The organism is Pseudomonas sp. Tun-23181 (genome assembly GCF_057415455.1).
Genome location: NZ_CM171630.1, coordinates 3,793,108 through 3,816,902 on the forward strand (window position 1 = coordinate 3,793,108; position 23,795 = coordinate 3,816,902).

The 23,795-nt window shown below is 64.8% G+C and carries 23 protein-coding genes and 1 pseudogene; 16 read left to right on the top strand and 8 right to left on the bottom strand.

The features are described 5' to 3' along the window. The first annotated feature begins 1 nt into the window (after nucleotide 1). From ACDI39_RS18030 to ACDI39_RS18040, 3 genes are read left to right on the top strand one after another with little or no spacing between them, the layout of a single operon-like run. Entirely contained in the window at nucleotides 2–1,021 is a 1,020-nt protein-coding gene (locus tag ACDI39_RS18030) for an ABC transporter substrate-binding protein (protein ID WP_253103454.1), read from the top strand. A 6-nt stretch (nucleotides 1,022–1,027) separates the two neighbouring features. After that, nucleotides 1,028–1,891 (top strand): ABC transporter ATP-binding protein, encoded by an 864-nt coding sequence (locus ACDI39_RS18035; protein ID WP_225787690.1) that lies wholly within the window; start codon nucleotides 1,028–1,030, stop codon nucleotides 1,889–1,891. Between the two features lie 14 nt (nucleotides 1,892–1,905). Then, on the top strand, nucleotides 1,906–2,769 hold the full coding sequence (locus tag ACDI39_RS18040) for an ABC transporter permease (protein ID WP_225787689.1): 864 nt from the start codon (nucleotides 1,906–1,908) through the stop codon (nucleotides 2,767–2,769). A 46-nt stretch (nucleotides 2,770–2,815) separates the two neighbouring features. Here ACDI39_RS18040 and ACDI39_RS18045 read toward each other — a convergent pair whose 3' ends face one another. Beyond that, entirely contained in the window at nucleotides 2,816–3,373 is a 558-nt protein-coding gene (locus ACDI39_RS18045) for a WYL domain-containing protein (RefSeq protein ID WP_253168305.1), read from the bottom strand. Nucleotides 3,374–3,580: 207 nt separating this feature from the next. On the opposite strand from ACDI39_RS18045, the gene ACDI39_RS18050 reads away from it, so the two are divergent. From ACDI39_RS18050 to ACDI39_RS18075, 6 genes are all read left to right on the top strand, one after another. Then, complete coding sequence (locus ACDI39_RS18050; protein ID WP_486536970.1) at nucleotides 3,581–4,390, top strand: tetratricopeptide repeat protein; 810 nt, start codon at nucleotides 3,581–3,583, stop codon at nucleotides 4,388–4,390. A 143-nt stretch (nucleotides 4,391–4,533) separates the two neighbouring features. Next, nucleotides 4,534–4,986 carry a MarR family winged helix-turn-helix transcriptional regulator gene (locus tag ACDI39_RS18055; RefSeq protein WP_225787686.1) on the top strand — a complete coding sequence of 151 codons (453 nt, stop codon included), beginning with the start codon at nucleotides 4,534–4,536 and terminating at the stop codon, nucleotides 4,984–4,986. Beyond that, nucleotides 4,983–7,070, top strand: a complete 2,088-nt coding sequence (locus tag ACDI39_RS18060) for an FUSC family protein (protein WP_225787685.1) — start codon at nucleotides 4,983–4,985, stop codon at nucleotides 7,068–7,070. The genes ACDI39_RS18055 and ACDI39_RS18060 overlap by 4 nt, the downstream gene beginning before the upstream one ends. Then, nucleotides 7,067–7,279 carry a DUF1656 domain-containing protein gene (locus ACDI39_RS18065; protein WP_225787684.1) on the top strand — a complete coding sequence of 71 codons (213 nt, stop codon included), beginning with the start codon at nucleotides 7,067–7,069 and terminating at the stop codon, nucleotides 7,277–7,279. The genes ACDI39_RS18060 and ACDI39_RS18065 overlap by 4 nt, the downstream gene beginning before the upstream one ends. Beyond that, complete coding sequence (locus ACDI39_RS18070; protein ID WP_225787683.1) at nucleotides 7,276–8,151, top strand: efflux RND transporter periplasmic adaptor subunit; 876 nt, start codon at nucleotides 7,276–7,278, stop codon at nucleotides 8,149–8,151. The genes ACDI39_RS18065 and ACDI39_RS18070 overlap by 4 nt, the downstream gene beginning before the upstream one ends. After that, nucleotides 8,148–9,566: an efflux transporter outer membrane subunit gene (locus ACDI39_RS18075; RefSeq protein WP_410045085.1), complete on the top strand. Its 1,419-nt coding sequence runs from the start codon at nucleotides 8,148–8,150 to the stop codon at nucleotides 9,564–9,566. Before ACDI39_RS18070 ends, ACDI39_RS18075 begins: the two co-directional genes overlap by 4 nt. Before the next feature lie 65 nt (nucleotides 9,567–9,631). Here the strand turns inward: ACDI39_RS18075 and ACDI39_RS18080 are convergent, their stop codons facing one another. Then, entirely contained in the window at nucleotides 9,632–10,543 is a 912-nt protein-coding gene (locus ACDI39_RS18080; RefSeq protein ID WP_317246587.1) for an RHS repeat-associated core domain-containing protein, read from the bottom strand. Between the two features lie 697 nt (nucleotides 10,544–11,240). Between ACDI39_RS18080 and ACDI39_RS18085 the strand changes: the two genes are divergently transcribed. Both ACDI39_RS18085 and ACDI39_RS18090 read left to right on the top strand, forming a co-directional pair. Continuing rightward, nucleotides 11,241–11,492, top strand: a complete 252-nt coding sequence (locus ACDI39_RS18085; RefSeq protein ID WP_225787681.1) for a DUF3077 domain-containing protein — start codon at nucleotides 11,241–11,243, stop codon at nucleotides 11,490–11,492. Nucleotides 11,493–11,750: 258 nt separating this feature from the next. Continuing rightward, entirely contained in the window at nucleotides 11,751–12,206 is a 456-nt protein-coding gene (locus ACDI39_RS18090; RefSeq protein WP_225787680.1) for an REP-associated tyrosine transposase, read from the top strand. Nucleotides 12,207–12,379: 173 nt separating this feature from the next. Here ACDI39_RS18090 and ACDI39_RS18095 read toward each other — a convergent pair whose 3' ends face one another. From ACDI39_RS18095 to ACDI39_RS18110, 4 genes are read right to left on the bottom strand one after another with little or no spacing between them, the layout of a single operon-like run. Continuing rightward, entirely contained in the window at nucleotides 12,380–13,123 is a 744-nt protein-coding gene (locus tag ACDI39_RS18095) for a penicillin-binding protein activator LpoB (protein ID WP_486536971.1), read from the bottom strand. 3 nt (nucleotides 13,124–13,126) lie between these two features. Next, a complete protein-coding gene (lpoB, locus tag ACDI39_RS18100; RefSeq protein ID WP_225787678.1) occupies nucleotides 13,127–13,714 on the bottom strand; it encodes a penicillin-binding protein activator LpoB in 588 nt (195 codons plus the stop codon). 21 nt (nucleotides 13,715–13,735) lie between these two features. Continuing rightward, nucleotides 13,736–14,104, bottom strand: coding sequence for a YcfL family putative periplasmic lipoprotein (locus ACDI39_RS18105; RefSeq protein WP_225787677.1), 369 nt, complete (start codon nucleotides 14,102–14,104; stop codon nucleotides 13,736–13,738). A gap of 15 nt (nucleotides 14,105–14,119) precedes the next feature. Then, nucleotides 14,120–15,508 (bottom strand): COG3014 family protein, encoded by a 1,389-nt coding sequence (locus ACDI39_RS18110; protein ID WP_225787676.1) that lies wholly within the window; start codon nucleotides 15,506–15,508, stop codon nucleotides 14,120–14,122. Nucleotides 15,509–15,720: 212 nt separating this feature from the next. On the opposite strand from ACDI39_RS18110, the gene ACDI39_RS18115 reads away from it, so the two are divergent. Beyond that, on the top strand, nucleotides 15,721–17,652 hold the full coding sequence (locus tag ACDI39_RS18115; protein ID WP_225787675.1) for a cytochrome c/FTR1 family iron permease: 1,932 nt from the start codon (nucleotides 15,721–15,723) through the stop codon (nucleotides 17,650–17,652). A gap of 87 nt (nucleotides 17,653–17,739) precedes the next feature. Then, the gene (locus tag ACDI39_RS18120) at nucleotides 17,740–18,192 is read left to right on the top strand and encodes a YaiI/YqxD family protein (protein ID WP_225787674.1); all 453 of its coding nucleotides are present in this window, start codon (nucleotides 17,740–17,742) and stop codon (nucleotides 18,190–18,192) included. A 264-nt stretch (nucleotides 18,193–18,456) separates the two neighbouring features. Here the strand turns inward: ACDI39_RS18120 and elbB are convergent, their stop codons facing one another. Next, a complete protein-coding gene (gene elbB / locus ACDI39_RS18125) occupies nucleotides 18,457–19,125 on the bottom strand; it encodes an isoprenoid biosynthesis glyoxalase ElbB (protein ID WP_225787673.1) in 669 nt (222 codons plus the stop codon). 113 nt (nucleotides 19,126–19,238) lie between these two features. Between elbB and ACDI39_RS18130 the strand changes: the two are divergent. Together ACDI39_RS18130 and ACDI39_RS18135 are read left to right on the top strand one after the other, a co-directional pair. Further along, nucleotides 19,239–20,381 (top strand): annotated as a pseudogene (locus ACDI39_RS18130) (sterol desaturase family protein); the annotation flags it as partial. Between the two features lie 84 nt (nucleotides 20,382–20,465). Continuing rightward, entirely contained in the window at nucleotides 20,466–21,770 is a 1,305-nt protein-coding gene (locus tag ACDI39_RS18135) for an IS1380-like element ISPa33 family transposase (protein WP_010793081.1), read from the top strand. Nucleotides 21,771–21,931: 161 nt separating this feature from the next. Here ACDI39_RS18135 and ACDI39_RS18140 read toward each other — a convergent pair whose 3' ends face one another. Continuing rightward, nucleotides 21,932–22,576, bottom strand: coding sequence for a DedA family protein (locus ACDI39_RS18140; RefSeq protein WP_225787672.1), 645 nt, complete (start codon nucleotides 22,574–22,576; stop codon nucleotides 21,932–21,934). 208 nt (nucleotides 22,577–22,784) lie between these two features. On the opposite strand from ACDI39_RS18140, the gene hemB reads away from it, so the two are divergent. Then, entirely contained in the window at nucleotides 22,785–23,795 is a 1,011-nt protein-coding gene (gene hemB / locus ACDI39_RS18145; RefSeq protein ID WP_225787671.1) for a porphobilinogen synthase, read from the top strand.

Consider the following 23,795-nt stretch of genomic DNA (forward strand, 5'->3'; position numbering starts at 1 on the left):
CATGCGCAAATCCATCAGCCGCCTGGCGGCGAGCATCGGCCTGGGCGCCAGCCTGGTCGTCGGCAGCCTGGCCGCCCCCAGCGTGGCCCAGGCCGAAGGCAAGATCCGCATCGCCGAGCAGTTCGGCATCGTCTACCTGCTGCTCAACGTGGTCCGCGACCAGCAGTTGATCGAGAAACACGGCAAGGAGCAGGGTATCGACATCCAGGTCGACTGGGCCCAGCTCTCCGGCGGCGCGGCGATCAACGACGCGCTGCTGTCCGGCTCGGTGGACATCGCCGGTGCCGGCGTCGGGCCGCTGCTCACGGTCTGGGACCGCACCCGCGGTCGGCAGAACGTCAAGGCCGTGGCGTCGCTCGGCAACTTCCCGTACTACCTGGTCAGCAGCAACCCCAACGTCAAGACCATCGCCGATATCAGCGACAAGGACCGTATCGCCGTGCCTGCCGTGGGCGTGTCGGTGCAGTCGCGTTTCCTCCAGTACGCCGCCGCCCAGCAGTGGGGCGACAAGGAGTACGCGCGCCTGGACAAATATACCCTGGCCGTGCCGCACCCGGACGCCACCGCGGCCCTGCTGGCCGGCGGCACCGAGCTCAACGGGCACTTCTCCAACCCGCCGTTCCAGGACCAGGTCCTGGCCAACAAGGATGTGCATGTCGTGCTGAACAGCTACGACCTGCTCGGCCCCAACTCGCCGACCCTGTTATTCGCCACCGAGAAATTCCGCAAGGACAACCCCAAGACCTACAAGGCCTTCGTCGATGCCCTGGCCGAGGCAGCGGACTTCGCTCAGAAGGACAAGGCCGCCGCGGCCGACACCTACATCCGCGTGACCCAGGCCAAGATCGACCGCGACGCGTTGATTCGCCTGATCGACAACCCTCAGTACGAGTTCACCGTCACGCCGAAGAACACCTACAAGCTGGCCGATTTCCTCTACCGGGTCGGCGCCATCAAGCACAAGCCCGAGTCGTGGAAGGACTACTTCTTCCAGGACGAACGCCCGCTGCAGGGGAGCTGATCGCCCATGACCGCCCCATTGCCAGGCCACACGGCCAGCAACCTGAGCCATGTCGCCACACCACCGCTGCTGCAGGTGGACAACCTCAGCCTGGAGTACCGCACGGCGCAGCGCGTGGTGCGGGCCACCCACCAGGTCAGCTTCGAAGTCGACCGTGCCGACCGTTTCGTCCTGCTGGGGCCTTCCGGTTGCGGCAAGTCCACCTTGCTCAAGGCCGTGGCCGGCTTCATCGAACCGCGGGAGGGCCAGGTCCTGTTGCAGGGCCAGCCGGTGCGTGGCCCCGGTCCTGACCGCATCGTGGTGTTCCAGGAGTTCGACCAGTTGCCGCCCTGGAAGACGGTGAAACAGAACGTCATGTTCCCCCTGCTGGTGTCCGGGCAGCTCAAGCGCGTCGAGGCCGAGGCGCGGGCCCTGCACTACTTGGAGAAGGTCGGCCTGGCGGCGTTCGCCGATGCCTACCCGCATACCCTGTCCGGCGGCATGAAGGCGCGGGTGGCGATCGCCCGGGCCCTGGCCACCCAGCCGAAGATCCTGCTCATGGACGAGCCGTTCGCCGCGCTCGACGCCCTGACCCGACGCAAGATGCAGGAAGAGCTGTTACTGCTCTGGGAGGAGGTGCGTTTCACCCTGCTGTTCGTCACCCATTCCATCGAGGAAGCGCTGGTGGTGGGCAACCGCATCCTGCTGCTCTCGCCCCATCCCGGGCGGGTGCGTGCCGAGGTGCACAGCCACCAGTACGACCTGGGCAGCCTCGGTGGCGTCGACTTCCAGGCCAGCGCCCGGCGCATCCACCGCCTGTTGTTCGACGAGGCCAGCGAGCCTGAACAGGCGGGCGAGCTGGGTTTCAACGATATTCGCATCGCCTACTGACAGGAGCCTCAGCCATGACGACCACACCTGCACGGCAGGAATACGAGGTGCAACTGGCGCCGCTGCCAGGGGTAGCGCTCGAGCGCGAACTGCCCATCGTCCAGCGCTTGTGGCAGCAGGGCTGGCTGCGCAAGGCAGTGATCCTGGTGCTGCTGGCCGCTCTCTGGGAGGCAGCCGCCCACTACACCGGCAACGACTTGCTGCTGCCCAGCTTCCTGCAGACCGCTACGGCACTGTGGGATGGCCTGCTCAGTGGCGAATTGCTGGCCAAGGTCGGGGTTTCGCTGGTGGTGCTGCTCAAGGGCTATGTGTTGGGCATTGTCCTGGCCTTCGGCCTGACCAGCCTGGCGGTGTCGACCCAGCTCGGCCGCGACCTGCTGGGCACCCTGACGTCGATGTTCAACCCGCTGCCGGCGATCGCGCTGTTGCCGCTGGCCTTGCTGTGGTTCGGCCTGGGCGACAACAGCCTGATCTTCGTGCTGGTGCACTCGGTGCTCTGGGCCCTGGCGCTGAACACCTATGCGGGGTTCCTGGGGGTTTCCGAGACGCTGCGCATGGCCGGGCGCAACTATGGCCTGCGCGGCCTGCGGCTGGTGCTGCACATCCTGGTGCCGGCGGCGCTGCCGTCGATCCTCTCGGGGCTGAAGATCGGCTGGGCCTTCGCCTGGCGCACGCTGATCGCCGCCGAGCTGGTGTTCGGCGCCAGCAGCGGCAAGGGCGGGCTGGGCTGGTACATCTTCCAGAACCGCAACGAGTTGTACACCGACAAGGTGTTTGCCGGGCTGGCGGTGGTGATTCTCATCGGGCTGCTGGTGGAAGGGCTGGTGTTCAATACCCTGGAGCGGTTGACCGTGAGGCGTTGGGGGATGCAGCGGTAGCTGCCAGGTGGGGCCGCTTCGCGGCCCATCGCCGGCAAGGCAGCCCCTAGTCCCGATACAACGCCGCCGCCTTGGCCAACGTCCTGGCAATCTCCTCGCGCAACTCCCGCGGCTGCTCCACCACCAAGCCATCCCCCTGGCTCAGCAACCACCAGCGCAGCGGCCAGCCATCGCTGACCGTAGCCCGCAACCGGTGCCCCTGTTCCTGCGCGGTGAGCTGCATGTCGGCGGTCAGCGGCGCCTCCCGCAGTTGGCGTGCCAGGGCGTCGCTGATCCAGGCCTGCAGCTCCAGGCCTTCACCCTGGGGCGGCTGCAGTGTGTCGCTGCGCAGATACCCCTGCAGGTCGAAATTGCCCCGCAATTCGCCCACGGTACTGGCCGACCAGTGCCAGCCGAATGGAATGCTCTTGTCATTGCGCTCCAACGGGAAGATCAGCGACAGCTCATTGAGGTCGCGCTCGACCGTGCGCTTGCTGACGTTGAAGCCTACATCGCGCAGGCGCCATACCAGTTCGGCGCTGGTGATGCCTGGAGAGCGGCTGGGCAGTTGGCGCAACAGCGCCCACTGACGGCTGAGGGTGGCTCGAGTGGTGGCGAACGGCAAAAGGTAACGTCCTTGTCTAGGCTTGCCGCAATAGCATGGCGGCAATGATAGGGGCATGGCAATTAGCCATGCCGTGCTCAGATCAAGGAAGACGCAATTGGTTGCCCTGGATCGAATCGTTCGCGACAGGTTTTGTCGTGGCGTCGCGCAGAATCTCGCCTCATCAGGGTCGCAGCCGGGGCTGTGGGTCGTTCAATGAGGATGAACATGTCTGCTGCCAGCAACATCCACCCGCTGCTTGCTCGCCTGCTGCCCGAGCGGATCGCTTCGGCGCCAGCCTGTGCCGCTCGCCAGAGGTATTTCGCCAGCATCGGCCTGCCCAGCCAACAGGCATTACCGGGCGAGCGCTTCAGCCTGGTCGATCGCCTGGATGAGGCTGTCGACCTGCAGGCGGTGTACGCCGACCTGCGTGGCCAGGCCCTGGAGGGCAGCGTGGCGGCGCTCAACGACCTCGGCTGGATCTGGCTCAACGGCAAGTATTGGCGCGCCGACCCGGTGCTGGCCGGGCACCTGCTGCGCATGGCCGCCCTGCAAGGCAGTGCCACGGCTTGGTTCAACCTGGGCCAGCAGCACTATTTCGGCAAGGGTATGGAAATCTCCTATACCCAGGCTGCCGAATGCTATCGCCAGGCGTTCGAGCGGGGTATGTCGCATGCCGCGGCGGCGCTGGGCGATCTCTACGAGGAGGAGGTCTGCGACGCGGCGCTGGGCTGGCAGGTCGACTCGCGGGCGGCTTACCAGTGGTTCCTGCGAGGAGCCCAGCACGGCGAGGCGCGCTGCCGCTTCGAGGTGGGCTATCGGCTGTTGCATGGGCTTTACGTGCAGGCTGATATGAAGGCCGCGTTGTACTGGCTCGAACTGGCCGCCGCCGCCGGGGTGATGCAGGCGGCCGAGGAGCTGGCGGTGCATTTCAGCAGCCGTGATGGTGCGCGTTATCTGGCCTGGCGTGACCAGGCGATCCAGATGGGCAGCAGCCTGGCGTTGACCATGAAGCTGGAAGACCAGATCCAGCCCTGAATAACCAGACCACCACGCAGAGGCCAGCCCCCCTTGGATGAACAACCTTTCATCCAATCTCTGCGTCACCTCCTGTTGACGACAGGGGGAGGGCAAGGCGTATATTGATAGTTAGCAAACTATGAATATCCTCGGTTCCTCACATGACGCTTGATGCACTGCACCTGAAAGTCAGCAGCGGCATGGTCGTGGCCGCTCGTCATTGGCGGCGCATCTGCCATGCGGCCTTGACCAGCTACGGTATCTCCGAGGCCTGCGCCGTGCCGTTGCTGATGATCGTGCGCCTGGGCGATGGTGTGCACCAGGTGGCGGTGGCCCAGGCCGCCGGCCTGGAGAGCCCATCGCTGGTGCGCCTGCTCGACCAGCTGTGCAAGGCCGGCCTGGTCTGCCGCAGCGAGGACCCGCTGGACCGCCGCGCCAAGGCCCTGAGCCTGACCGCCCAGGGTCGAACCCTGGCCGAGTCCATCGAAGGCGAGCTGGTACGCCTGCGCCGCGAAGTGCTGCACGGCATCGACCAGGCCGATCTGGAGGCCACCCTGCGGGTGATCCGCGCCTTCGAGGACGCTGGCCTCGGGACCTCAGGCGGGGTCGCATGAACGGTTTCTTCAGCTCGGTACCACCGGCCCGCGACTGGTTCTACGGCGTGCGTACCTTCGCCGCCTCCATGATCGCCCTGTACATCGCCCTGCTCATGCAGTTGCCTCGTCCGTACTGGGCCATGGCCACCGTGTACATCGTCTCCAGCCCCTTCGTCGGCCCGACCAGCTCCAAGGCCCTGTACCGCGCCCTGGGCACCCTGCTTGGCGCGGGTGGGGCCGTCCTGCTGGTGCCGCCCTTGGTACAGTCGCCCTTGCTGCTGTCCATCGCCATCGCCCTGTGGACCGGTACCTTGCTGTTCCTCTCGCTGAACCTGCGCACGGCCAACAACTATGTGCTGATGCTGGCCGGCTACACCCTGCCGATGATCGCCCTGGCGGTGGTCGACAACCCGCTGGCGGTGTTCGACGTGGCGTCCTCGCGCGCCCAGGAGATCTGCCTGGGCATCGTCTGCGCAGCGGTGGTCGGGGCGATCTTCTGGCCGCGTCGCCTGGCGCCGGTGGTGGTGGGCTCGACCAGCAACTGGTTCAACGAGGCGATCCGCTACAGCGACACCTACCTGGCCCGCGAGGTCGCGGCCGACAAGGTCGGCGGCCTGCGTGCCTCGATGGTCGCCACCTTCAACAGCCTGGAAATGATGATCGGCCAGCTCGGCCATGAAGGCGCCGGCCCGCATACGCTGAAGAACGCCCGCGAGTTGCGCGGGCGGATGATCCACCTGCTGCCGGTGATCGATGCCCTGGACGACGCCCTGGTCGCCCTGGAAGGCCGCGCCCCGGCCCAGTTCGCCCAGTTGCAGCCTGTGCTGGCCGAGGCTCGCGCGTGGCTTGAAGGCACCGCCGAGGATGCCTCGGTGGCGCGCTGGACCACCTTGCGCGAGCGGATCGACCGCCTGCAGCCCAGCGCCGCCGCGCTGGACCAGCGCCCCGAGCTGCTGCTGTCCAACGCCCTCTACCGCCTCACCGAGTGGATCGACCTCTGGCAGGACTGCTGCACCCTTCAGCACGCCCTGCGCAAGGACGACGCCACGCCCTGGCGCGCGGTCTATCGCCATTGGCGCCTGGGCCGCCTGACGCCGTTCTTCGACCGTGGCCTGATGCTCTATTCGGTGTTCTCCACCGTCACCGCGATCGTCGTCGCCAGCGGCCTGTGGATCCTGCTCGGCTGGAACGATGGTGGCAGCGCGGTGATCCTCGCCGCCGTGGCCTGCAGCTTCTTCGCTGCCATGGACGACCCGGCGCCGCAGATCTACCGGTTCTTCTTCTGGACGCTGATGTCGGTGATCTTCTCCAGCGTCTACCTGTTCCTGGTGCTGCCCAACCTGCACGATTTCCCGATGCTGGTGCTGGCCTTCGCCGTGCCGTTCATCTGCGTCGGTACCCTGACCGTGCAGCCGCGTTTCTACCTCGGCACCTTGCTGACCATCGTCAACACCGCCACCTTCATCAGCATCCAGGGTGCCTACGACGCGGACTTCCTGACCTTCATCAACGCCAACATGGCTGGCCCGGTAGGCCTGCTGTTCGCCTTCATCTGGACCCTGCTGCTGCGCCCGTTCGGCGTGGAGCTGGCCGCCAAGCGCCTGACCCGTTTCAGCTGGCGCGACATCGTCGAGATGACCCAACCGGCGACCCTGGCCGAGCACCGTCAGGTCGGCGTGCAGATGCTCGACCGCCTGATGCAGCACCTGCCGCGCCTGTCGCAGACCGGCCAGGACAGTGGCGTGGCCCTGCGCGACCTGCGCGTGGGCCTGAACCTGCTCGACCTGCTGGCCTACCTGCCACGGGTCGGCCAGCAGGCCCGTGAGCGCCTGCAGACGGTGGTCGAGGAAGTCGGCGCGCATTACGCCGCCTGCCTGCGTGCCAATGAGCGTCTGCACGCGCCGGCGGCGCTGCTGCGCAACATGGAGCGTGCCCGCCAGGCCCTGGCCCTGGACGCGTTCCATGATCGTGGCGATGCCCGCGTTCACCTGCTGCATGCCCTGAGCGGCCTGCGCCTGGCCCTGTTGCCTGGGGTGGAGGTGATGCTCGAACCCGCTGACCAACCGCAACTGCCCCATGGCATCGATGGAGCGCCCCTGTGATCGGTGATCTGGATATCAGCGGGGTGTTCCTGCCTACGCTGCTGGTGATGATGGTGTTCACCTACCTGTTGTTCCTGGGCGTGCACGCCGTGCTGGTGCGCCTGCATTTCTACCGCCTGGTCTGGCACCGGGCGTTGTTCAACGTTGCTCTCTACGCCGTGCTGCTCGGTGCGGTGGATCACTTTTGCCGAAACCTGATGCTGACATGAAAAAACCTTGGTTGACCCTGGGCCGTGTGGTCCTGACATTGCTGGTGGTGACGTTCGCGGCCGTGCTGGTCTGGCAGATGGTCGTGTACTACCTGTTCGCGCCCTGGACCCGCGACGGCCACATCCGCGCCGACGTGATCCAGATCGCCCCGGATGTCTCCGGGCTGATCCAGAAGGTCGAAGTGCGCGACAACCAGATGATCAAGCGCGGCGACGTGCTGTTCACCATTGACCAGGACCGCTTCACCCTGGCCCTGCGCCAGGCCCAGGCGACCCTGGCCGAGCGCCAGGAGACCCTGGCCCAGGCCTCCCGCGAGGCCCGTCGTAACCGCAAGCTGGGCAACCTGGTGGCGGCCGAGCAGTTGGAAGAGAGCCAGTCCCGCGAGGCCCGTGCCCGCTCGGCGGTGAACGAGGCGCAAGTGGCGGTCGATACCGCCCAGCTCAACCTCGACCGCTCGGTGGTGCGCAGCCCCGTGGATGGTTACCTCAACGACCGCGCCCCACGTGCCCACGAGTTCGTCACCGCTGGCCGGCCGGTGCTGTCGGTGGTCGACAGCGCGTCCTATCACGTCGACGGCTACTTCGAGGAAACCAAGCTCAGCGGCATCCACATCGGCGATGCCGTGGACATCCGCGTGATGGGCGACAACACCCGCCTGCGCGGCCATGTGCAGAGCATGGCCGCCGGTATCGAGGACCGCGACCGCACCAGCGGCGCCAACCTGCTGCCCAACGTCAACCCGGCCTTCAGCTGGGTGCGCCTGGCCCAGCGCATCCCCGTGCGCATCGCCTTCGACGAGGTGCCCGAGGACTTTCGCATGATCGCCGGGCGTACCGCCACGGTGTCGATCATCGAGGGGCAGCACCCATGAAACGTCTGATGCTGGTGGGGCTGGCGCTGTCCCTCGGTGCCTGTGCGATGGTCGGCCCGGACTACGAGCTGCCGAAAGACGCAGCCGTACAGCGCAGCGACCTCAACGGCCCGCTGCGCCAGGATGCCGACAGCGTGGTTTCGGCGCCGGTGCCGGAGGACTGGTGGCAGCTGTACCAGGACCCGCGCCTGAACGAGCTGGTGCGCCAGGCCCTGGCCGCCAACACCGAGCTGCGCGTAGCCGCGGCCAACATCGCCAAGGCCCGTGCCCAGGTCGAGGTGGCCGAGTCCCAGGGGGGCTTCAGCGGCGGTGCCAAGGTGGCTGCCCAGCGCCTGCAGGAGTCTGGCGAAGCCTTCCTGTTGCCGGAGAAGGTACCGGTGGCCAATATCGGCGAAGCCATCCTCAGTGCCTCCTACCAGTTCGACCTGTGGGGCACCTTCAAGCGCGGCACCGAGGCGGCCCAGGCCAACGCCGATGCCGTGCAGGCCGCGGCCGACACCGCGCGCATCACCCTGGTGGCCGACGTGGTCAAGGCCTACACCCAGGTGTGCTCGGCCAACGAGGAGTACCACATCGCCCGCGAGTCCCTCGACCTGCAGGAGCAGAGCGTGCAACTGACCCAGCGCCTGCGCGATGCCGGCCGTGGCGACGAAACCCAGGTCACCCGCTCGCAGACCCAGTTCAAGTCGCTGCGTGCCGAGCTGCCGCGTTTCCAGGCCGAGCGCGAGGCGGGCCTGTATACCCTGGCCGCGCTGCTGGCCAAGCCAGTCGAGCAACTGCCGGCTGGTACTGCTGATTGCGCCGAGCTGCCACATATCGCCCAGTTGATCCCGATCGGCGACGGCGCCGCGTTGCTCAAGCGCCGCCCCGACGTGCGCCAGGCCGAACGCCAGCTGGCCGCTGCCACCGCGACCATCGGCGTGGCCACCGGCGCGCTGTACCCGAATATCAGCATCGGTGCCCAGGTCGGCACCATCGGTATCCTCGAGAACCTCGGCGAACCTTCGACCAACCGCTGGGGCTTCGGCCCGTTGGTGAGCTGGACCATCCCCACCAACGGCACCCGCGCCCGCATCCGCGAAGCCGAGGCCTCCACGCAGGCCGCCCTGGCGCATTTCGATGGGGTGGTGCTCAACGCCATCCGCGAGACCCAGACCCGCCTGGCGCAGTACAGCGCACTGCTGGAGCGGCGCGATGCCCTGGCCGAGGCCGAACGCTCGGCGAAGGAGGCGGCCGACCAAACCCATCGCTATTACCAGGCCGGGCGCGAGTCGTTCCTGGCGGACTTGCAGGCGACCCGGACCTATACCGACATGCGTGCACAGTTGGCGGCGGCGAATAGCCAGGTGGCCATGGGGCAGATCGGGGTGTTCCTGGCGCTGGGTGGGGGGTGGAAGGAGGCTGCCCAGCCTTGAGGGGAATAGGGCCGTTTTGCGGCTCATCGTGGCGCTTGTGGGGGTCTATTTACAGAGTCGTTAGCTCAGTTGTTCGTTCGGCGTAGCCGTGTGACCTCTATCTGCAATGGATCAGGACTAGCGAGAGGGCGTCGTACATTTGGCCCTTGGGGGGAGGAGATGAGATTTTCGCGATTGTCCTGGCCCAGAAGTCGCGCTTGGGAGGCGGCAATACTCTTCAGGTGCTCTACCTTTCTTGCTAGTTCCTCTGCCAGAGTACGAGCTCGGGCGGCTAGTGAATTATTGGTATTGGCGTCTGCGTTGTACTTATTCCGGAGTTGGGATGTTTGAGCAGCGTTCGCAAGGCGCCGGGCCTCATTGGCAGTTGCCGCCAATGAGGCCGCTCGGTTATGGGCGTTTTTTGACAGGTCACTTGCCTGCTGAAGCGCCACTTGAGTGCTGGCCAGTCGCCTACGAACAATTCGGCGAGTTAAGGGTGGCACTGAGGGGCGAGGTCCTCGATTTAACGATATCGATGCTAACGGAACGCGGACATGGCCGCTTGGATCCTGAAAATTTATGGGGTCACCTGCACAGTAGGCGTAGTAGTTGGGTCCTCCGTCAGCAAAAGGACTTATGCCGTCCGGAGAATGGAAACGCATCAGGATGGGATTGAAGAAACGATAGCCAGTCCCCAGTGGGTAGCAACCTGTCACCGAGTCGCGCCATTCGCCATTGAACGCATACATGGAGAGAGGCCGAGCTTCTGGCACGTTATGACCATAGGGGGTATAAGCCGCAAATGCAGTGGCACTAGTGGTGTGAGCTTGGATTACCGAGTCTTGGTTGTCGGTAGTGAGTAGCATGGTTTCAGGACCGTGCCGGGCGACTAGGGATTCCGCATAGGGGGTAGTATTCACCAGCAGCGATGAACACTGCAGCTCGCTACTGAGCTTATTGCGAAGATATGTGCCTTGATAAAAAAGTTGAGAGTTCATAGAGATATGCCGGATTGAACGACGTCTGTGCTATGAACATGTCCTCACGGCTTATAAATAGCAACTGGTAAAAATGCTAGGCCTCATCGGTAGGCAGCGAAGTTTTACATGGTTGCCTGCCAGATCTGGAGCCATTGCTCCTGGCTGAGCCCTGACAAAGTGTGCGTTGGGCCTGCTGCTCAATGAAGTCGAACACTGCCGACGGAACGGAGTACCGATGCTGCTTGCGTCGACACCCGTAGGGGATTTCCGAATGTGGAATCAAAGGGTTCAGTTGCTGAGCGCTTGGGAAGTATCCTACGCATCTTGCGGAAGCTTCTGTGTTGTCGGGGAAATGCCTCACGGATAACGTCGTCGGGTCGCCTTCGGGCGATCGGGATTGAGACCCCCGGACCACTTGGAACTTCGCCGCTTGCTATGGCGGTCGTGCGCGGGCAGGCTTCGGCCTGGTCGGGTTTCCTATGTGGCCCGGGTCTCACCCCGCGTACGACTGCCACCCTCAATCAGTGAGACGACTAGGAAGGCAGTTCCTTACGGCACATAGGAACTTCACTATGAAAAAGCTCGTCCCCGATCCACCTCGTCCCAAGCTCGTTCCCCCATATTCACTTCTCCATCCACTCCGACACGACCATCCCCGACGCGCTAGACAGCGTGCGGAACCGAATGTGAGTCGATCACGTCAAGGAGTGATGAAATGAGCAATGATCCGAAAGCCTGCACCACCGCAGGCGTCGAAACCTTTCTGGAGCTGTTCCGGGTACAACCTGGCGTCCCCCTGGACCGGGCCCTCGATGAACTGTCGATGCTCCTGGGCTGTATTCGTCACCTGACCACCGAGGCGGAGATGGAAGGCGATTTGCTGGCCGGCAGTGCGGCGCGGGTGCTCAGCAGTATGGCCAAGGCGTTGATCAATGACGTGGAGTTGGGGATGAACCGCGCTCGGTAGCCAGTGAGAATACCGGTCGGGCGAGGCGTCCAGCCGCCATGTGGGGCCGCTTCGCGCCCCATCGCCGGCAAGCCGGCTCCCACAGGTTTCTCTGCATGACACATGATTCGTGAGCACAGCAGGAACCTGTGGCTGGCTTGCCAGCGATCAAGAGCGAAGCCCTTGTGGGAATCAAATGACACACGAGGTGCCAATTCATCCCTGTCCGAACGAAGCCGCAGCCACTAGCCTGGCCTGCAAAAAGCAGGAGCTGGGCACATGGATCGTCCCCATTCCAATCAGTTGAGACTCGGCCGATTCTCCGAACCGGGCAGGTTGTACCTGCTGACCAGCACGACGCTATACAGAGCCCCGGTACTGGGAAATCTGCAGGTGGCTCGTCTGCTTATCACTCAGCTGCGCAAGGCGCATGAAGAAGGAGACGCCCGATCCCTGGCCTGGGTGGTAATGCCTGACCATTTCCACTGGCTGGTGGAGTTGGGTGCGGTGGATCTGAAGACCCTGATGCGACGGGTGAAGTCGCGCAGTACCCAGGCAATCAATGCGCTTCAAGGGCGAAGCGGACGATTCTGGCAGCAGGGATTTCATGATCGGGCTTTGCGTCGGGAAGAGGATGTGCAGGCTGTGGCGCGCTATATCGTCATGAATCCGAAGCGGGCCGGCCTGGTTGAGAGGATTGGGGATTATCCGCACTGGGATGCCGTCTGGCTTTGATCGGTACCGTGCCCCTCTTGCGAGTGGCTCGGTATCGCAGGGGCCGCTTCGCGCCCCATCGCCGGCAAGCCGGCTCCCACAGTTTTCTCTGCATGACACATGATTTGTGAACCCCGCAGGACCCTGTGGGAGCTGGCTTGCCAGCGATTGGGCTGCAAAGCAGCCCCCAAGGCTCAGCGCAGAATTTGCGCCGGCTCATCAGGCGGCAGGTTGCCGCCGCCCGTTGGCCGCGTGGGTTGCCCAGGCAACGGGCCTCCCAGCTGCTCGGCCAGCTGCTGCGCCACATCCAGGCCTAGCTCTTTCGACGCCTCCCGTACCACCCGCGGCCGGTTCAGGGTCACCCGCGCATCCTGGCTTTTCACCAGCTTGGTGTCCTGCCCCTCACCCATGGCGGTGAACGCCGAGGTGATCTCGTAGGTGCGGGTGTCGATCAGGCTGAAGTCCACCACCACGCTCAGGCCCAGCACCGCCGAGTAGCTGTCGGTATGGTCCAGCGAGGTGATGTCGCGCTGGAAGTCGATGTCCGACAAGGTGCCGAACAGCACGTAGTCGGCCCCCTCGAAGGCACCGCCCCTGATCCGCGCGATCACGTCGTAGACGTTCTCGCTGGACGAGGCGGTGTAGGGCGTGCCCTGCACCAGCTGGAACATCCCGCTCTTGAGGATCTCGCCTTTGATATCGCCACTGAACTTGCGCAGTTCGGTCTGCTCGATATAGCTCTCCAGGCTCACATGCTCGCTGTAGCTCGCCGAGCCGCTGGCGTGGTACAGGCCGGCCTGGTGGTTGCTCTGGGCGTTGATGGTGTGGATGTACTGCTCCACACGCTCCTGGTAGGCCAGGTCGGTGACCGCGACCTTCGGGGCCGCCTGCGCGCTGAACGCACAGGCCAGGCCGATCATTGCCATCCATGCACGCATCGGTCAGCGCTCCGTGGTCTTGCGGATTTCTTTTTCGTCCATCCACTCGGCCAGGCCGCTTTCCACGTCCACCAGCTGCAGGCTGAACTTGTAGAACACGTCCTTGTAGTCGCTGCTGCGCTTGACGATGGAGCTGATCGAGCCTTCCAGGCGGTACTGGGCGGCGATCATGTTGCCGGTCTTGGCCACGGTGTTCTTCTTGTACAGGCCGCTCTGGTTCTGCAGCTTGAGCTGGTCGACCTGGCTCTGCATGTCGGTGTTGTCGCTGGCGAAGCGCGCCACGCCGGACTTCATCAGCTGGGTCTTGATCGAGGTGGTGATTTCGCGGGTATCGATGTACTCGCTGGTCTTGTTCTTCACGTCGTACACCTGCACCACCGGGCGGCCGTGCAGCACGCCGGACTGGGCCAGGGAGCGGGTCATGCTCTCGGCGATCATCTGCAGGTCGGTGGAGCCGAACTCGTTGGTCACCAACTCAACGGCCTTGCTGTCGCCGTAGCTGATGTTCTTGCCGCCAAGAACCGGCGAGGTGGTGCTGCAGCCGCTGACCAGGGCGATAGAGAGGGCGGCGAGGGTAATGCGTGCAAACATCGAAAATGCTCCTGAAAGGGGTTACCGGGTGTGGACTTCGAGGCGGAAGTCAGTCGCCTGGGGCACCGGGGCGATGGCCGGCAGGAAGCTCGCCTGCTTGCCGTACAAGGTGAGGGTTTTCCAGCTTTCCTCGTCGGCCACCGGGAACCCGTCGTTGCCCAGCCAGGCGAAGCGGTAGTACAGGGTCTGGGTACTGCGGCTGGTGTTGTTCAGCCCCACTTTGACGGTGAGGAAGCCGTTCTCGCGGGCGACGCGCATCGGGCCGATGTCGAAGTCATCCAGCTGGCCCATGGTCACCACCTTGCTGGCGGCGCTGCCCGGGGCCGGGGGCGGGGTGGCGCAGCCGGCCAGGAGGGCGGCTGCGACCAGGGCGAGGCATGTTCTGCGCATGTTCGTTCCTTGAGGTTACTTGAGGCTGGCGATGGCCTGGTCCTGGGCTTGCGGCGCGACTTCCACGGCAGGGCCGCCGGCGAAGACCTGGTTGCCGACCACGCGCAGGCTGACCACCTGGTAGGGGCGCTCGATCTTCACCTTGATCTGGCTGCCGCCGAGGCTCGACGGCAGGCTCAGACGGTGTTCGCCCTGGGCCAGGCGCACGCGGGCGACCTGGGTTTGGTTGGGCAGGGTGCGCCAGGTGCGGGTGTCGGCACCCTCGACCACGGCCGAGGCGATACCCATGGCCAGACCGGCCAGCGGGTTGACTTCGTTCATCTTCTTCTGCGCGACGCCACGGGTGATGGCACGTACGCTGGTGCGCAGGATGATGCCGGGCATGTCGTCGCGCAGGGCGCGGCGGGACATGGCGCTGGTGCTGTTGAGGGCGGTCAGCGGCTGCGCCTTGTCGTTCAGGTAGATCTCGCTGAAGTGGGCGGTGGAGGTGTCTTCCTTCATCACCGGGAACGACAGCGGGGTGATCACCAGGTTGCCATCGATCGGCAGCGGCAACGGAATGCGCACGGAGTCACGCGCCGGGGCCAGGCCGCTCTGGACCACGATCAGCACGTCGCTGTCGGTGGTCTTGGCGTCGTGCTTGTCCAGGTCCAGCAGGGCCTGCTCCAGCAACGGGGTGTTCGGGCGCAGCTCGGCGGCCTTGCGGTAGCCTGGTGCGGCCAGGCCTTTTTCGCCCAGGGCCTCGTAGACGAAACCGGAGAGGTAGTGGCTGAAGGCGCTCTGGTAGCTGTTCTTGAGGTTGACCACTTCCGGGTCGTCGAGGCTGGCGACCGGGTAGCCCTGCAGCTCCTTGAACTCGGTCTTGACCCCTTCCTTCTCGGCCTCTTCCTCGCGCTTGAGGTATTCCTTGTCGCGCAACTCGGCGATCACCGCTTCGCGCTCGTGGGTTTTCTTGATTTCGGTGCGGGCCCCTTCGAAATCGTTCTGCGCCAGCAGGTTCAAGGCCATCTGGGTGGTCAGCATGACTTTTTCGTAGTCGTAGCCTTCGTAGCGGCGCACCTTGTCGTTGACCAGGTAGCTGCCGAACTGGCTGAGGTACTTCTCGGTGTCCAGTTTTACCGACTCTTCCCAGCGGAACACCACATCGTCGGCGGCACGCCAGGCATCCTGGCTGCCTTGCAGGTCGCCCTTGGAGCGCAGCAGTTCGCCTTTTTCGAAGTAGTAGAGCAGGTCCTTGTCCTCGCCCTTGTTATTGCTTTCCAGCACGGCCAGGGCGGCATCGACGTTGCCGGCCACCAGGTGCTGGTTGGTTTGCTGCAGTTCGCTGTCGTAGCTACGGAAGGCGGCGCAGCCAGTCAGCTGCAAGGCGGCGAGCAGGGTCGCCAAGGGGAGGGCGCGTACCATCGTTGATCTTCTTTCCCTGGAACAAATGAAGGCGCTGAGCGCCGTGATTTCAAATGGCTATCAAAAAGCGGCGGGATTATAACGAAGGTTATGGCTATATGATGGCCCGTTGATCTCATTTTTTACTCGAGTGCCATCACTCAGAGAATTGTCTCAAGATTTTTCATGAAATCTGCCCGGGAGCCTTGAGCCGGGGAAAGTGGAAGTGAACAATGTTCGCTTTCGTGTTTGCGTTGAGATTGGCCATGATTTCCCGTTCCCGACTGTTCGCCTGGCTGCTCTGGCCGGTGCTGGCGCTGTGCAGCACCCTGGTGCTGGCAGAAACCCCTGCCGAGGCGACCAAGGCCTTGCACCTGCTGGGCTACATCGGCGCCGACTACCCGCCGACGGTGCGCGACGGCAAGGTGCTGGACGAGGGGGAATACCGCGAGCAGCAGGAGTTCAGCGCGGTCCTGGCCGGCCTGGTCGACGGCCTCCCGGCCCATGCCGAGCGCGAGGCATTGGTGCAGGGCGTCCAGGCGCTGCGCGAGGCCATCGACCAGCGCCAGGACGGGGCCAGCGTCGCCCGCCAGGCGCGTCAGCTGGGCGCCCGCCTGGCCGTGGCCTACGAGGTCAGCCAGGCCCCGGTGATCACGCCGGACCCGGCCCGCGGCGCGTCGCTGTATGCGCAGAACTGCGCGATCTGCCATGGCGACAGCGGTGCTGGCGACGGCCCGGCCGGTGTAGGCCTGGAGCCGCCGCCGGCCAACCTGCGCAGCACCGAGCGGCTCGACCAGCTGAGCCTGTTCGACCTCTACAACACCCTGGGGCTGGGCATCGATGGCACCGAGATGCCGTCGTTCGCCGACCAGCTCGACGAGCGCCAACGCTGGGACGTGGCGGCCTATATCGCCAGCTTCACTGCCGACCCCGAGGCGGCCAAAGGTGACCGGGCCTGGAACCTGGCCGACCTGACCCGCCAGACCCCAGCCGAGGTCGCCACCAACGAAGGTGCCGAGGCCGTGGCGGCGTTCCGCGCCCAGCGTGCCCAGCCACCGCAGGTCAAGCGCGGCCCGGCGCAACTGCTCGAGTACACCGCCAGCACCCTGGACAAGAGCCTGGCTGCCTACCGCGAGGGCGACCACGACCAGGCCTACGACCTGTCGGTGGCAGCCTACCTGGAAGGCTTCGAGCTGGTGGAGAGCTCCCTGGACAACATCGACACCCAGGCCCGCAAGGACACCGAGAAGGCGCTGATGGCCTACCGGCAGTCGCTGCAGGACGGCCTGCCGGTCGCCCAGGCCGAGCAACGCCTGGCCGAGGCCAAGGCCAAGCTCGACGAGGCGGCCAAGCGCCTGGGCAGCGATGGCTTGAGCTGGTCGCTCAGCTACATCTCCGGCCTGCTGATCCTGTTGCGCGAAGGGCTCGAGGCGATCCTGGTGCTGGCGGCGATCCTCGCCTTCCTGCGCAATACCGGGCAACAGTCGGCGGTGCGCAGCGTCAACGTCGGTTGGGGCCTGGCGCTGGTCGCCGGTTTCGCCACCTGGGCCCTGGCGGCCTACGTGATCGATGTCGGCGGCGCCCAGCGCGAGCTGCTCGAAGGCTGCACGGCGCTGTTCGCCAGCGTGATGGTGCTGTGGCTCGGCGTATGGATGCACGACCGGCGCCACGCCGCGGCCTGGCAAGACTACATCAAGAGCAGCCTGCTCAGCGGCGGTGGGCGCTTCGGCTTCGCGGTGCTGGCGTTCTTCTCGGTGTACCGCGAGTTGTTCGAGGTGATCCTGTTCTACGAAACCCTGTGGCTGCAGGCAGGGCCTGCCGGGCACCGGGCCGTGCTGGCCGGCGGCGCCACGGCGCTGGTGCTGCTGGTGGGCCTGGCCTGGGTGATCCTGCGGGGTTCGGCCAAGTTGCCGCTGGCATTGTTCTTCAGCATCAATGCGGCGCTGTTGTGCGCGCTGTCGGTGGTGTTCGCCGGGCATGGCGTCAAGGCCTTGCAGGAGGCCGGTGTGCTGGGCACGCGGCCGGTGGCGTTCTTCGAGTTCGACTGGCTGGGGATCCATGCCGATGCGTATTCGTTGGCGGCGCAGGTGGTGGCGTTGCTGGCGATCATGGTGCTCTATGGACGTAGTCGTCTGGCGCAGAAGCGGCGCGCGGCAGCCGGCTAGGAGTGGGCTTGCCCGCGAATGGGCCGGACCTGACACAATATCGGCAGTGGTCCCACCCGGGGGCCTGGCTGCATAGGAATCACAGAGATGCGTGTATGGATCGATGCCGACGCCTGCCCCAAGGCGGCCAAGGACCTGATCGTCAAGTTCGCCCTCAAGCGCAAGTTCGAGGTGGTACTGGTGGCCGGCCAGGCGCAGATCAAGCCGGCGTTCGCCTGCGTGCGGCTGATCGTGGTGCCCAGCGGCATGGATGCGGCCGACGACTATCTGGTCGAGCACGCCGTGCCGGGCGAGCTGGTGATCTGTAGCGACGTGCCCCTGGCCGATCGCCTGATCAAGAAGGGTGTGGCAGCCCTCGACCCGCGCGGGCGCGAGTTCGACGAGCGCAACATGGGCGAGCGGCTGGCGGTGCGTAATCTGTTCACCGAGCTACGGGAGCAGGGCCAGGTCGGTGGCGGGCAGGCACCCTACGGGGATCGGGAGAAACAGGCGTTCGCCAATGCCTTGGACCGGATCCTGACCCGGTTGGCCAAGGTCTAGCCTGACTGGCGCATTGAACCCAAGCCGCCCCAATATTTGCAAGGCAGGCTGCGGGGCAATGTCACTCAGTTAAGCGGCGCTTTGTCATTTTTGGGGCTACCTTGCAGCCCATCGCCGGCAAGCCGGCTCCCACAGGGGTCGCGGCGACCACACATGATGCGGTTTGCACGGACAGTGTGGGAGCCGGCTTGCCGGCGATGGGGCGCGAAGCGGCCCCAAATGACAACTGAAAGTCTTAACTGACCGGCATTGGGCTGCGGGGGCTTACTGCTCACCCTCGTGAGTCAGCTCCAGCACCCGGTCCACCAGCTTGTAGATCCCGCTGGCCGCCTCGCTGATCGACTGGGCGAGCATGTACGCCGGGGTGGTCACCAGCTTGCGCTGGGTGTCCTCGACGATGTCGTGCACATCGCATTCCTCGTGGGTGGCGCCCATCTTCACCACGGCTGCGCTGGTGTCGGCATCGGTACCGATGGTGCAGACCACGCCTGGGCCATAGATCTTCGCCGCCAGGGCCGGCGAGATGCAGATCAGGCCGACTGGCTTGCCGGCCTCGGCGAAGGCTTCGGCCAGGGCCAGCACGTCAGGGTTGACGGTGCAGTTGGCACCCTCGACGGCAAAGTTGGACAGGTTCTTCGCTGCGCCGAAGCCGCCCGGCACGATCAGCGCGTCGAAATCCTCGGCCTTGGCCTCGCGGATGTCCTTGACCTCGCCACGGGCGATGCGGGCCGACTCGACCAAAACATTGCGCGACTCGGGCATCGGCTGACCGGTCAGGTGGTCGATCACGTGCATCTGCGCGATGTTCGGCGCGAAGCACTGCACCTGCGCGCCGCGCTGGTCGAGGCGCAACAGGGTGATCACGCTTTCATGGATCTCGGCGCCGTCGTACACGCCACAGCCGGAAAGAATCACCGCAACTTTTTTCGTCATGCTCATTACTCCAGTGTCGAGGCGCTAAATGTCCTCTAGTTTGGCAGATGTCGCCATAGGGTTCTCTGTGGGCAGCGCCTAATCTTCGTGGACCACCCTGGAGATCGTTGCCCATGGACCTGATCCTGCTGGCCGTACCGTTCTTCTTCGTGCTGATCGCCGTGGAACTGCTCGCCGACCGTGTGCGCGGCCAGCGCAACTACCGCCTGGCCGACTCGATCAACAGCCTGAGCACCGGCGTGCTGTCGACCAGCACGGGGCTGCTGACCAAGGGGGTGGGGCTGGTGACCTATGCCCTGGCCTGGGAGCACCTGGCGCTGCTGCCGCTGCCGGGTACGGCCTGGTGGGTGTGGGTGCTGGCCTTCGTGCTCTACGACCTGTGCTACTACTGGCTGCATCGCTTGGGCCATGAGCGCAACGTCCTTTGGGCCGCGCATTCGGTGCACCACCAGAGCGAGGAATACAACCTCACCACGGCCCTGCGCCAGACCAGCAGCGGCTTCATCTTCTCGTGGATCTTCTACCTGCCGCTGGCGCTGCTCGGCGTGCCGCCGCTGGTCTTCGTCACCGTGGCTTCGCTGAACCTGCTGTACCAGTTCTGGGTGCACACCCGGCATGTGCCCAAGCTGGGCTGGTTCGAGTGGGTATTGATCACGCCGTCCAACCATCGCGTCCACCATGCGCAGAATCCTGTGTACTTGGATCGCAACTACGGCGGCGTGTTCATTATCTGGGATCGCCTGTTCGGCACCTTTCAGGAAGAAGACCCGCGCGAGCCGGTGGTGTTCGGCGTGACCACACCCCTGGCCAGCTGGAACCCGCTGTGGGCCAACTTGCAGTTCTATGCCCAGCTCTGGAACGACGCCCGGCGCACGCGCCGCTGGCGCGACAAACTGCGCATCTGGTTCATGCCCACCGGCTGGCGCCCGGCGGATGTGGCGGCACGTTATCCACAGGCCAAGCCCGACCTGGCGCGCTTTCGTAAATTCGAGATTCCCCTCGGGCGGGCGCAGCAGGTCTATGTGACGGCGCAGTTCGCCGCCTACGTCGCCTTGGGCAGTTACCTGATGGACGTGGACGGGCAGGTGTCGGCGGCGGCCCTGGTGCTGGGCTGGACGGTGATGGTGTTCGGCTTGTTCGCGCTCGGCGCGGCGCTGGAGAACCGGCCCTGGGCCACGCGCCTGGAGCTGCTGCGCCTGGCGTCGAATGCGCTGGCGCTGTACCTGGCCGGCGCCCTGGGGCTAGCCCGGATTTCTCATGACCGCATAAACAAAAACGGCTGAAAGCCTTATGATTCTTGTCGCCAAACAAAGCCCCATAAGTCTTCAGCCGCGCACAAAATGCTACCAGAAAAACTCCACTTTTCACCCCTCTCTCGCCGCCTCGTCGAGGCCTCTTTCACCGGTGGTCACATCACCTCGGATGCGGGCTTGTTGCTGCTGCGCGAGGTCGACCGGCAACATGGCTTGACCCGCCGCCTGGCCAAAATCGTTCCCGATCGGCGTGATCCTGGGCGTGTCCAGCATGGACTGCAGACACTGCTCGCCCAGCGTATCTATGCACTGGCCGCCGGCTACGAGGATCTCAACGATCATGACGGCCTGCGCCATGACTACGCGCTGCAGACTGCGGTCAACCGCCTGCAACCGCTGGCCGGCAAATCCACTCTGGGGCGCCTGGAACAGCAAGCCGATCGCGAAACGGTGGTGCAAGCCCATCGCCTGCTGTGGGAGCACTTCATCGCCCAGCATGACCAGGCGCCGGCTGAGATCGTGCTCGACTTCGATGCGACCGATGTGCCGGTGCATGGAGATCAGGAAGGGCGCTTCTTCCATGGCTATTACGACCATTACTGCTTCCTGCCGCTCTATGTGTTCTGTGGTCGCCATCTGCTGGTGAGCTATTTGCGCCCGAGCAACATCGATGGCGCCCGACACAGTTGGGCCATCCTGGCACTGCTGGTCAAGTTCATTCGCCGCTTCTGGCCAGAGACCCGCATCGTGTTCCGCGGTGACGGCGGTTTTTGCCGACATCGCATGCTCGACTGGTGTGACCGCAAGCAGGTGGATTATGTGGTGGGTCTGGCCCGCAACACCCGCCTGCAGCGGATGGCGGCGCCGGCCATGCAAGCGGTCGCCGAGGCCTACCAAGAAACCGGGCAGAAGATGTCCGGCGTGTATCGCTTCCTCTATCAGGCCGGTAGTTGGCGTAGGCGCCGCCTGGTCGTGTCGCGCCTGGAACATGGCGAGCAGGGTGCCAATCCACGCTTCATCGTCGTGTCCCGCTTTGCCGAGGATGCTGCCCAGCAGTACTACGAAGACTACTGCGGCCGTGGCGACATGGAGAATCGGATCAAGGACCAACAGTTGGATCTGTTCGCCGACCGCACCTCCAGCCCACGCTGGTGGACCAACCAGTGGCGGCTGATGCTGTCGGCCTTTGCCTATGTGCTGTTCGAACGGCTACGCGATCATCTCCAGGGCACCGCATTGGCGCGCATGAGCATCCATAACCTGCGCTTGAAACTGCTCAAGATCGGTGCGGTGATCATTCGCAACAGCCGGCGCATCCGCGTGCTGATCAGCGAGGCCTATCCGCATCAGGAACTCTTTGCGGGGCTGGTTGCCCGCCTCAAGCCGACCTGAACAGGCGGGCGCCCCCGGCCCGGCTCAATGGGGGAAAGGGGGCAGTGCGCCCCATACGCGGGAATTGAATAAAAAACGATCAATTTTTAGCGGTGGAAGGCAGGTTGTTGATACGCCGAGGCTTCACCGGCCACGCCTGCCGGCCTCATGAGAAATCCGGGCTAGGGACGGTCACGCTCCTGGCCTGGGCCCTGCTGCTGGGCTACAGTCTGCTCAGCCTCTGGGCCCTGGCCCTCTGCCGCCGCCTTGCGCTCCGCGCGCAGGGTGCGGAAACGCCGGCGCAGCCAGAGCAGGCCGCCCAGCACCAGCAGGCCACCGAGCACCCATAGCTCGTATTTCTTCACGTTGCCCAGCAGGCCTTCGAGGATGGCGCCGAAATGGTAGGCGGCTACGCCCAGGGCCAAGGCCCAGACCGCGGCGCCGATGCCGTTGAGCAGCAGGTAGCGTCGCGGTGAGTAGCCCGACAGGCCGATGGCCACGGGCATCACCGTGCGCAGGCCGTAGACGAAGCGAAAGCTCAGTACCCAGATGTCGGGATGGCGGCGGATATGGTCCAGCGCCCGGTCGCCCATTGCCTGCCAGCGTGGCTTGCGCGCGAGGATGGCGCGGCCGTGGCGGCGGCCCATGAAGTACCAGAGCTGGTCGCCGGCATAACTGCCGAAGAAGGCTGTCAGCACCACCAGGTTGATGTCCATGTATCCGCGGAACGCAAGGAAGCCCGCGAGAACCAGGATGGTCTCACCTTCAAAAAACGTGCCGAGAAAAAGGGCAAAGTAGCCGAAATCCTGCAGGAATTGTTGAAGCATTTTCTGGGGTGCTGGCGAAATGAACGCGCAGCCTACTCCGTCATGCGCGTTCGGGAAAGTGTCCAAATGTGTCTCGACGTGAACAATTCCTACAAGGACAATGGCTGCGGCCACGGGTCACAGGGTTGCCCCAGCCTGTCATCCAAGCGTCATAATGGCCGCTTATAACTGTCGCGCTAGCCCGCCTGCGCGGGCTCAGGAGTCTGCCGTGAGCTTTACCCCCGCCAACCGCCTGTTTCCTGCTACCCGCCTGCGTCGCAACCGCCGGGACGAATTCTCCCGTCGGCTGGTTCGCGAGAACACCCTGACCGTCGATGACCTGATCCTGCCGGTGTTCGTGCTCGATGGCCAGAACCGTCGCGAAGAGGTGCCGTCCATGCCGGGCGTCGAGCGCCTGTCCATCGACCTGCTGCTGGAGGCCGCGCAGGGCTGGGTCGAGCTGGGGATCCCGGCGCTGGCGCTGTTCCCGGTCACCCCGGTGGAGAAGAAGTCCCTCGACGGTGCCGAGGCCTGGAACCCGGACGGCATCGCCCAGCGCGCCACCCGCGCCCTGCGTGCACGCTTCCCGGAGCTGGGTGTGATCACCGACGTTGCTCTCGACCCGTTCACCACCCACGGTCAGGACGGCATCCTCGATGAAGAAGGCTACGTGCAGAACGACATCACCGTCGATGCGCTGGTACGCCAGGCACTGTCTCACGCCGAGGCCGGCGCCCAGGTGGTCGCCCCCTCGGACATGATGGACGGCCGCCTGCAGGCGATCCGCGAGGCCCTGGAACTGGCCGGCCACGTCAACGTGCGCATCATGGCCTACTCCGCCAAGTACGCCAGTGCCTACTATGGCCCGTTCCGCGACGCGGTCGGCTCGGCGCTGAACCTGGGCAAGGCCAACAAGGCTTCCTATCAGATGGACCCGGCCAACAGCGACGAGGCCCTGCACGAAGTGGCCACCGACCTGGCCGAAGGCGCCGACATGGTCATGGTCAAGCCGGGCATGCCGTACCTGGACATCGTTCACCGGGTGAAGGCCGAGTTCAAGGTGCCGACCTTCGCCTACCAGGTCAGCGGCGAATACGCCATGCACATGGCCGCGATCCAGAACGGCTGGCTCAGCGAGGCCGTGATCCTCGAGTCCCTCACTGCTTTCAAACGGGCAGGCGCCGATGGCATCCTGACCTACTTCGCCGTCCGTGCCGCTCAATTGTTGAGAGGGCAATAA

Coding starts and splice junctions, on each gene's coding strand:
- ACDI39_RS18030 (WP_253103454.1), top strand. CDS start 2: ATGCGCAAATCCATCAGCCGCCTGGCGGCGAGCATCGGCCTGGGCGCC.
- ACDI39_RS18035 (WP_225787690.1), top strand. CDS start 1,028: ATGACCGCCCCATTGCCAGGCCACACGGCCAGCAACCTGAGCCATGTC.
- ACDI39_RS18040 (WP_225787689.1), top strand. CDS start 1,906: ATGACGACCACACCTGCACGGCAGGAATACGAGGTGCAACTGGCGCCG.
- ACDI39_RS18050 (WP_486536970.1), top strand. CDS start 3,581: ATGTCTGCTGCCAGCAACATCCACCCGCTGCTTGCTCGCCTGCTGCCC.
- ACDI39_RS18055 (WP_225787686.1), top strand. CDS start 4,534: ATGACGCTTGATGCACTGCACCTGAAAGTCAGCAGCGGCATGGTCGTG.
- ACDI39_RS18060 (WP_225787685.1), top strand. CDS start 4,983: ATGAACGGTTTCTTCAGCTCGGTACCACCGGCCCGCGACTGGTTCTAC.
- ACDI39_RS18070 (WP_225787683.1), top strand. CDS start 7,276: ATGAAAAAACCTTGGTTGACCCTGGGCCGTGTGGTCCTGACATTGCTG.
- ACDI39_RS18075 (WP_410045085.1), top strand. CDS start 8,148: ATGAAACGTCTGATGCTGGTGGGGCTGGCGCTGTCCCTCGGTGCCTGT.
- ACDI39_RS18080 (WP_317246587.1), bottom strand. CDS start 10,543: ATGAACTCTCAACTTTTTTATCAAGGCACATATCTTCGCAATAAGCTC.
- ACDI39_RS18085 (WP_225787681.1), top strand. CDS start 11,241: ATGAGCAATGATCCGAAAGCCTGCACCACCGCAGGCGTCGAAACCTTT.
- ACDI39_RS18090 (WP_225787680.1), top strand. CDS start 11,751: ATGGATCGTCCCCATTCCAATCAGTTGAGACTCGGCCGATTCTCCGAA.
- ACDI39_RS18095 (WP_486536971.1), bottom strand. CDS start 13,123: ATGCGTGCATGGATGGCAATGATCGGCCTGGCCTGTGCGTTCAGCGCG.
- lpoB (WP_225787678.1), bottom strand. CDS start 13,714: ATGTTTGCACGCATTACCCTCGCCGCCCTCTCTATCGCCCTGGTCAGC.
- ACDI39_RS18105 (WP_225787677.1), bottom strand. CDS start 14,104: ATGCGCAGAACATGCCTCGCCCTGGTCGCAGCCGCCCTCCTGGCCGGC.
- ACDI39_RS18110 (WP_225787676.1), bottom strand. CDS start 15,508: ATGGTACGCGCCCTCCCCTTGGCGACCCTGCTCGCCGCCTTGCAGCTG.
- ACDI39_RS18115 (WP_225787675.1), top strand. CDS start 15,721: ATGTTCGCTTTCGTGTTTGCGTTGAGATTGGCCATGATTTCCCGTTCC.
- ACDI39_RS18120 (WP_225787674.1), top strand. CDS start 17,740: ATGCGTGTATGGATCGATGCCGACGCCTGCCCCAAGGCGGCCAAGGAC.
- elbB (WP_225787673.1), bottom strand. CDS start 19,125: ATGACGAAAAAAGTTGCGGTGATTCTTTCCGGCTGTGGCGTGTACGAC.
- ACDI39_RS18135 (WP_010793081.1), top strand. CDS start 20,466: ATGCTACCAGAAAAACTCCACTTTTCACCCCTCTCTCGCCGCCTCGTC.
- ACDI39_RS18140 (WP_225787672.1), bottom strand. CDS start 22,576: ATGCTTCAACAATTCCTGCAGGATTTCGGCTACTTTGCCCTTTTTCTC.